Here is a 7,968-nt window from a genome sequence, read left to right on the forward strand (position 1 = left end):
ATTCCCCTGACAGAACACAAAATATCACATTAAAGCCGCCTGATACCAGCTGTTTCTCACACGATTTTCAGCACAACCCCACATTTCAACCATTTGGACAGTAAACTGCATTAACTCACAACTGCCCCCACAATTACGCTCTTGCAGAAATAGCAAGCCCACTCCCCCGCTTGCACGTACTATGAGGACACAGAAGACCATTCGATCCACGACATCTGGGAGTCGCAGTGAACATCACGATCGGTATCAACGCCAGCCCGCGCGAACTCGACCTTGAGCTGGACCTCAGCGAAGACGAGCTCTTTGCCCAAGTCACCAATTCCCTACGCGAGCAGACTCCCCTGATCCTTACGGACACCAAGGGAGAGAAAACACTCATTCCTGCCCAGGCAATTTCCTACGTGCGCGTAACTGCCCCGCAGACGCACCGCGTCGGCTTTGCAATTCACTAGAAGCAAGCCGAATAAGCTAGCACTTATCCACCTGCGTCTAAGCGCGCAGGTGGATTCCTTTCATGCGCTGCGCATGCTCAACACTCAAAGTCTGAGCAATCGCATCTGCATCTTCGGGAGAATCCGATAACTCAGGGTGCATGAACAGGGTTGAACGCACCAATCCCAAAACTTCTCCAGCGACCCTTCTCGCCCACAAAGACAGGCGCGCAGCAAGCTGCTCATCGGCCTCGAAAATCGGAGCCAAATTCTGACGCTCCCACTCCCCCTGCTCGAGATCCCACTTTGCCCCCGCGAAAAGGTTTTTACGCGACGCGATCTCACGTAGCAAACCACCCAAGATCCCCAGAGTCACATAGGTTTTCACCGTGCGCTCGTACCAGGTCGTCGGTCGAGTACGGGCATCCAGATCGTCATATAGCCCATCAAAAGCCTGAGCTTTCTCAGCTAAGTCAACACCGCGATGCTGACACCACGTTTCAACCTGGGTGTAGGTATCGAAAACTCGAGTGGCCATGCGTGCATGCTCGACCTTCGCCTCGAAAGTCGGCGCCTGGTCACTATCCTTTGCCAAGCGTGTCATTGCAGCCAAAATCGAATACGCGATCAGACCAACAACGTCAGCGTCGCGATCCGGCACAGGTTCATAGGTGCGTTCCATGCACTAACACTACATCAGATAAACGTGACGGGTTCCGCCTCGAGCGATCCGCGTCAACCTCGTAGAATACAAATGACAGTGCTGACCGATCGCACGTGAGATATTTTGCCCGGGCACCTACGCCCCTTGAAGAAGAACCGCGATCGGCTGCAATTTCCAACGGGTTTTTCCCAGAACAGGTTGATCGTGACTTCACCGTCTGACTTCTCTGCTGGCGTCGTACGTTTGGGCTCAATCAAAGCCCCTTCGACCCAGGAAGATGAAACCACCCCCGACATTACGAACTCGGGAAATGAAACTTTCGAAGCGAAATCTTTCGCTGATTTCGGGGTCAGTGACCCCATCGTTGATGCGCTCGAAGAACGCGGCATCACCCACCCCTTCCCCATCCAGGCCCTGACTCTTCCCGTCGCACTGGATCGCCACGACATTATTGGCCAGGCCAAGACAGGTACCGGTAAAACACTGGGATTCGGCATCCCCGTGCTGGAAGACGTCATTGCTCCGGATGAAGAGGGTTACGAGGACCTTCTCAACCCAAACATGCCGCAGGCACTCATCATTTTGCCGACCCGCGAGCTCACCAAGCAGGTGGCCGACGACTTGCGCGCAGCGGCTTCTAAGCTCTCAACGCGCATCGTTGACATTTACGGCGGCGTTGCTTTTGAACCGCAGATCGAGGCACTCAAGCGAGGCGCGGATATCGTCGTCGGCACCCCGGGGCGCTTGATCGATTTGCTTCGTCAAGGTGTCCTGCACCTCAGCGGCGTGGAAAACGTTGTCCTTGACGAGGCCGACGAGATGCTTGACCTTGGCTTCCTCCCCGACGTGGAAACTTTGCTCTCGCGCATTCCCGCGGACCGCCACATGATGCTCTTTTCGGCGACCATGCCCGGGCCGGTGATCACGCTGGCTCGCAAGTTCATGACCCAGCCGACCCACATCCGCGCGCAGGATCCCGACGATCAGGGCCAGACCGTCAACACGGTTCAGCAGGTGATTTACCGTGCTCATGCGATGAATAAGACCGAGATCGTTGCACGTATCTTGCAGGCACGAGGCCGTGGTCGCGCTGTGATTTTCTGCCGTACCAAGCGTGCGGCGGCGCGCGTTGCCGACGAACTCAGCGAGCGCGGTTTCGCGGTTGCTGCCCTTCACGGCGACTTGGGCCAGGGCGCTCGCGAGCAAGCTCTTCGCGCCTTCCGCAATGGCAAGGTCGATGTTTTGGTTGCAACAGATGTTGCCGCGCGAGGCATCGACGTTGACGATGTCACTCACGTCATCAACTACCAGTGCCCCGAGGACGAGAAGGTCTACATTCACCGCATTGGCCGAACCGGTCGCGCGGGGAATTCCGGTACAGCTGTGACCTTCGTTGATTGGGACGATGTCCCGCGCTGGTCGTTGATTTCCAAGGCGCTGGGCTTGGGAGTTCCCGAACCTCTGGAGACCTACCACACCTCGCCGCACCTGTACACGGATTTGGATATTCCCGAGGATGTCACCGGGCGTCTGCCTCGCGCAAAGCGCACGCGCGAAGGACTTGGTGCTGAAAAGCTTGAGGACTTGGGTGGTTCCTCGCGTGGTGGCCGAGGCCGAGGCCGCGGTGGTCGTTCCTCTAGCCGCTCGGGAGGACGCGGAGAACGTTCAACTTCTGGCGAACGGACCCGCACCCGACGTCGTACCCGCAAGGACGGAGATCAGACAATGAATTCCGGAAAGCAGGGACGTTCTGACCGCGGAACAAAGGGCCGAGGCCGAGGTGAACACTCGCCCGCTCCGCGTAAGCGGGTTCGCCGCCGTAAGGGTAGCGACGAGTAGAGCGCGCGTTTACCGGCCGAGGAAAGGCATGCTGTTTGCGCGTAAGACAGGGTTCGCAAGCACCCAGTGAACAGCGGCTTCCCTCAAAACATCACTGGCCTCGGTTGATTTTCCACCGCGAAGGTCCCCGACTGCTTTCTCGGCGCGTGCAAGCTCGTCTGCACTGAGGGAGACCTCCGAGGAAACAATTTCCAGGAATTGCTTGAGGAGCGCGTTAAAGGTTGGTTCCCAGTTGATGCCGCCGTTGTCGTAGACCTCGTAGGCGACCTTACCCGTGATCCTGATGGCTTCGCCTTGGAGTGTCTCAGCTTGATTATCGAGTGGAACGAGCAAGTCCCAAAGTTCGTTGGACAGCTTCTTCCAGCTCTTCGAGGAATCAAGCTTGAGCATTTCTCCAACGCTTGGTGCAGGACGCGCAACTTGCTGAGCGACGCCGAACATTTCGCATAGCTGCCGCAAGGCTTCCGCGGCTTCGAGGAAGCGGGGGCTGCTGGCCTCTTCAGGGTTGTGAGCGATGATCGAGCAGCGATCTTTATCCATGGCTTGAAGAGCTTTGTATTCCTCGCCGCTTGGGTGCGCACCATGTGCACGCAAGACGTTGAAAACACGTAGGATTCTGGGGGAATCAAACAAGTTGTACCAACTCAGCGCGTACTTCGTCAGCGTGTAGTCCCCATAGATTTTTGAATGCGCATCAAGAGTGGGGTCAGCACCCCATTGGATCATCTGTTCCACCTCGGGCGCGTCTAGGCGTTCGACAGCGCCGAACAACGGAGTTTGATCCGCATTATCTCGGGCATTGATGTCACCGCCAAGGGCAATCAGACCGGGGATCAGATCGGGTCGACGTTTCTTGACGCGGCAGTGAATGGGGGTTTGTCCGCGTTCATTGCGACAGTTGATGTCCTCGCCTCGAGCGACCAAGAACTCGACGATCTCTTGCGAGCAGATGAGGTGCAAGAGCTGGGGCTTTCCGTATTCACTCCGCAGGTATGCGCCAATCTCGCAGTTTTTCACTGCGTCAGCTACAGCCTCGACGTCCCCGCTTGCGAGGATCTCTTGGATGTCGTTGGGGAGAGTTTTGCGCATACGGCCTCCTAGTGAAGGTTATTCTTCAAGAATAGCGTCTTGACTCACGTCTCTTTAAGTATGTGCTCGAAGCTTCACGCGAGCGGCTTATCGAGGACCGGATACTCGTTTCCCAACTGTCTGGATCATCCAGACGACCGCTCCACCAAGGACAGCAGCAGTAAAGCTTCCAAAGCGGCCATTACGCTGCACTGCGGAATGTAGCGACTCAGCGGAGGAAGGTAGCACTGCACTTTCTGGCTCTCGTTCCAGTAGATTCCACTGAGACTCAGCGCCTTCCTGAGCATCTGAGAGCGCTCCAGATCTTCTTTCGTCAGCGCCATCACAGGTGAGCGAACTAATGAAACGCTCGATTGTAGGCGAGAGCATACTGACGAAAAATAGAACCATTAATGCCGCTGAAAACGCAATCGTCATGGCGAAGATCGGGATTGTTTCAAGTGCTCGCTGTTGACATTGCGCCTTGATAGATGTGTCTTCCGGTAGCGGGGGCGCGCAAGTTGCTCGCACTAACGCATATGAGTCAAGCAACTTAGGTAGAAAAATACTGATGACGAACAGGATACCGCCAACACCGATACGAATTTTATTCTGGTGCTTATCATTCATCACCGACAGCATCTGAAGTATCGCGCCGAAGAAGAAAAGTACCCAAATAAAGAATGCTTCATAGACGGAAACAACTCCCGGTTCCGGATCACCGAGAAAGAAGGCTAAACCATTCCCATCAGCAAGGAATAATACGCCCCAAAATACCCCCAAAAGAACGGTAAAATTCACCAACTGGACTGTGAGATACATGCGCTTCGACGCCTCGGCCCCTCCCATCCTGCCTAATGCAATACCCACGGGAATTATTAGGGGGGAAAAATACCAGACAATACAAAAAGGTTCAGTACCCTCGACGGCCTGAGTCCTAATCTCTGCAAGCGTTCCCCAAACACAGCGAATCATAAGAGCTAAAAGAACGACCCAGATAAACCCGTAGACGGTAGCGGTAAATAGCTTGCTTGGTTTGCGTCGACTCTGAACACTCATAAGCAGATTCTAGATCCAGCCGATACTGCAGTCCTCTTCTCACGAGGTTCGCTAAGTGCGACGCAAAATGAGAAGCAAAAGTTTCCACTACTTTCACTACAACTTTGCATCAAATACGAAATGATGGATCAACGAACTAACAAGTACATGACATACACAAGCGTCCGGCAGTGTTTCCACCACCGGACGCTTCAACTCCCCTGATACACCTGCGCGATCCCGTACTGATGAATGAACGCAAGCTCTCAAAGTAAGCAGTCTATATCTCCTGATCAGCCAACGCGGGTGATCTTGACGATCGCGCCTTCATCGCTGACGGCAACCAGTTCGTAGGAAAAATCGCCTTCAAGAGTCATGTCGATCTGGTTGAGAAGCGGCGTGGGCACGTGAGGCGCAACCAGCTCCATGGCCTCGCCGACGTTCAAAGAAGAAACGGCACCCAGGATTGCGGGGTGACGCAGGCGAGGCGGGAAGGGACGTGCATCCAAGCGCGGAAGCTGAGCACCATGATCGCAACCGCAACCGCAACCTCCGGAGCCCTGAGCAGGCTCCTGTGCTTTTTCAGCGGAAACATCACGAAGTTCGAATTCGGGCAGGTCGGAATTAGGCTCGATCATGAGATCCCTTTCGTCAGGCCTCGGCGTCTGAATCAAGCGCCTGAGCAACAACTTCTAATAAAACATAGTTTATACGTTTTTATTAAAGCTGCCCTTCAAGAGGTTCTCACTCCTCCGAATCCGTCAGCGCTCGCTGGACAAAACGCGGAAGAGCAGCGGGACGCTCACGGCGCCCTCCCCTGGTGAAGAAGAACATCCGAATACGCCCCCACAAGGTCGTGCGCACACTGGAGGGCCAACGGTGAGTAATGTACTCAACCGCATCTGAGACCTCGAGGCGCCGCGTTGAGTTACCCACGCGCACCCACAGCTCCGGCGCTCCCTTCCCCTTCGGGCCAAGGAGGTACACAGGCCTCGGGCTGGGAGGAACAGTTACGCGGCACACTTCCTGGGCCTCGTATCCCTCTTGCGGATCCGTGGCCTCGCAGAAATCGAGAATAGGTAGCGCGGCCGCATTAGTTCCGAGGCGTTGCCCCCACAGGTCGCGGATCCACAGCTCGAAGCGGTCGGCATCCGGGGTCTTGAGGGTCGCATAGTCTGGGCCTAAACCGATGAGTTTACCGTCATCATCAACACCGATAAGGAGCGTTCCGCCGCCGGAATTCATAAAGGCAGCAACGGTTTTGGCAATGACAGTTTCCATCGCGTCATCTCGTTGCTGGGTACGCATATTCCAGCGCGCGCTGGACTTAAACTCGCGTGTATCAGATTCTCCTCGCGCGGCAACGTCAGCAATCGGATCGAGGCCGGGACGCGGGTGCAGATAGGCAACGATGAGAGCGCAGACTGTGACGACAATGATGGCAATGACAGTCGCCACACCGATCATGGCGGGGCGCCACATATCAGAGCTTGAGAAAATCCAGCCGGCAAAGAGGAGTCCAGCCCATATACCAAGCATTCCAGTTAAGGTTGCCGAGGCGGTGGACATTGTCATTCGCGAGGACAAGAAACGGCGAACGATCATGCCGATGAGCCAAGCAAGCACGACAACTGCGACTTGAATTCCAACCCATCTGAGCAAATCAGGGTTTTGAGGAGTCGCCGAGAAATTCGGCTGAGCTACTTCTGTCGCAAAATTCATCTGATCCCCCTGTAGTAGTCCACCTCAAGACTACAGAAGATTAAACGCAGTCCCCAGAGCGACCAGGAGATTTGCTAAAGAGTGCAGCATCCAACTGGGAAGTACAGAACCTCCGGCTGCTTGTTCGTTCAACCACCCCATAATCCAGCCATTGATTCCAGAAAGAACAGTGATGGCAATAAGGCTTAATACGGGGAGATAGTTGATAAACAACAGCAAGTGAAGAAGAGCAAACACAATGGCTTGAATGGCGTTTCCGCAGGAAAAACCAAAGGACGCGCATAAACGCTTAGCTAAGAAACCACGGAAGAAAAGTTCCTCAGCCAAGCCGGTCTGGATAAAGGCATAGAGAAGGATCGGGACGACTGCAAGAAGTCCAGCACCCATAAATCGCGAGGTCGCCAGAGCGCCCCATACCGAACTTGCAATCCGAAGAGATGCCAGCGACACAGCAACCCAGCACGCCAAGGCAATGCCCAGTTGCTTCTGCGAAACACGCTGAACAGGACCGACTTTCCACATCGGAGCATAAAGACCAATCCAGGTCGCAAATTCCAGGCGACGTTTAGTTGTCACCGCCCACCAAATCACTGGAATCAGCAGAGCAATTCCCAACTGAACGAAAGATGAAATAAAAGTTGCGGAGAGCATGAGTTTTTCCTGTCACACAAGCAAATAACTCTCAAAGAATACAGCCGAGCCCGGGGCGCACGTGAATGCGTCCCGGGCCGTGTACCGCGTATTGAGCAGCTCTATTTAACGCAAGGAGGTCCGCTTTTCAATCGAGCGCGAGGCCCACATTGCTAGGAATAGCGCAAAAAGGGGCACAAGGATGTAGGAGCCGATGCCAATGACATTCGGTTGACCATCGGTTCCCATCGTCGCGCGGTACGAGGTCCACATGATCTCGGTGCTGAAGCGTCCATCAGTCGTAACGGACAGTGGGATGAAGAACGTGCCCACCGCAGCAAGCACCTGGTTGACAATGTACAGCAGGACGAAACCGATGATGGGGGCACCGAATCCGAGGTGGTTGAAGCGCCCCTCGGCACCGATAGACATGACGGCGCAGCCCTGCACGATCCACGACATCGACAGAATTACCTGCGCGACAATCATGATGACGACGGTGGAGGCTGGAACTCCGGCCGCGAGGGAACGAGGCCCGGCCGTGTACTCGGCGAGGCTGATACCGTCGCTCCACGC

General features: G+C 55.1%; 8 protein-coding genes and 1 pseudogene. 2 read left to right on the forward strand and 7 right to left on the reverse strand.

Annotated features, from left to right (window positions below):
* Nucleotides 1-227: 227 nt before the first annotated feature.
* Nucleotides 228-452, forward strand: a complete 225-nt coding sequence (locus tag RW023_RS06170; protein WP_019127226.1) for a DUF3107 domain-containing protein — start codon at nt 228-230, stop codon at nt 450-452.
* A 37-nt stretch (nt 453-489) separates the two neighbouring features.
* Here the strand turns inward: RW023_RS06170 and RW023_RS06175 are convergent, their stop codons facing one another.
* Nucleotides 490-1,113: a ferritin-like fold-containing protein gene (locus tag RW023_RS06175; RefSeq protein WP_315580372.1), complete on the reverse strand. Its 624-nt coding sequence runs from the start codon at nt 1,111-1,113 to the stop codon at nt 490-492.
* A gap of 186 nt (nt 1,114-1,299) precedes the next feature.
* Between RW023_RS06175 and RW023_RS06180 the strand changes: the two genes are divergently transcribed.
* Nucleotides 1,300-2,934 (forward strand): DEAD/DEAH box helicase, encoded by a 1,635-nt coding sequence (locus RW023_RS06180; RefSeq protein WP_315580373.1) that lies wholly within the window; start codon nt 1,300-1,302, stop codon nt 2,932-2,934.
* Between the two features lie 9 nt (nt 2,935-2,943).
* Here the strand turns inward: RW023_RS06180 and RW023_RS06185 are convergent, their stop codons facing one another.
* The 6 genes and pseudogenes from RW023_RS06185 to RW023_RS06210 form a co-directional block, all read right to left on the reverse strand.
* A complete protein-coding gene (locus RW023_RS06185; RefSeq protein ID WP_315580374.1) occupies nt 2,944-4,023 on the reverse strand; it encodes an ankyrin repeat domain-containing protein in 1,080 nt (359 codons plus the stop codon).
* A gap of 87 nt (nt 4,024-4,110) precedes the next feature.
* Nucleotides 4,111-5,061: a hypothetical protein gene (locus RW023_RS06190; RefSeq protein WP_315580375.1), complete on the reverse strand. Its 951-nt coding sequence runs from the start codon at nt 5,059-5,061 to the stop codon at nt 4,111-4,113.
* Between the two features lie 272 nt (nt 5,062-5,333).
* On the reverse strand, nt 5,334-5,678 hold the full coding sequence (locus RW023_RS06195; RefSeq protein ID WP_315580376.1) for a DUF2249 domain-containing protein: 345 nt from the start codon (nt 5,676-5,678) through the stop codon (nt 5,334-5,336).
* Nucleotides 5,679-5,784: 106 nt separating this feature from the next.
* Nucleotides 5,785-6,762: an ATP-binding protein gene (locus tag RW023_RS06200; RefSeq protein WP_315580377.1), complete on the reverse strand. Its 978-nt coding sequence runs from the start codon at nt 6,760-6,762 to the stop codon at nt 5,785-5,787.
* A gap of 30 nt (nt 6,763-6,792) precedes the next feature.
* The gene (locus RW023_RS06205; protein WP_315580378.1) at nt 6,793-7,413 is read right to left on the reverse strand and encodes a CPBP family intramembrane glutamic endopeptidase; all 621 of its coding nucleotides are present in this window, start codon (nt 7,411-7,413) and stop codon (nt 6,793-6,795) included.
* A 105-nt stretch (nt 7,414-7,518) separates the two neighbouring features.
* Nucleotides 7,519-7,968 (reverse strand): annotated as a pseudogene (locus RW023_RS06210) (hypothetical protein); the annotation flags it as partial.

It is taken from the genome of uncultured Actinomyces sp., from assembly GCF_963542285.1.
Taxonomy (GTDB): domain Bacteria; phylum Actinomycetota; class Actinomycetes; order Actinomycetales; family Actinomycetaceae; genus Pauljensenia.

Coding starts and splice junctions, on each gene's coding strand:
- RW023_RS06175 (WP_315580372.1), bottom strand. CDS start 1,113: ATGGAACGCACCTATGAACCTGTGCCGGATCGCGACGCTGACGTTGTT.
- RW023_RS06185 (WP_315580374.1), bottom strand. CDS start 4,023: ATGCGCAAAACTCTCCCCAACGACATCCAAGAGATCCTCGCAAGCGGG.
- RW023_RS06190 (WP_315580375.1), bottom strand. CDS start 5,061: ATGAGTGTTCAGAGTCGACGCAAACCAAGCAAGCTATTTACCGCTACC.
- RW023_RS06195 (WP_315580376.1), bottom strand. CDS start 5,678: ATGATCGAGCCTAATTCCGACCTGCCCGAATTCGAACTTCGTGATGTT.
- RW023_RS06200 (WP_315580377.1), bottom strand. CDS start 6,762: ATGAATTTTGCGACAGAAGTAGCTCAGCCGAATTTCTCGGCGACTCCT.
- RW023_RS06205 (WP_315580378.1), bottom strand. CDS start 7,413: ATGCTCTCCGCAACTTTTATTTCATCTTTCGTTCAGTTGGGAATTGCT.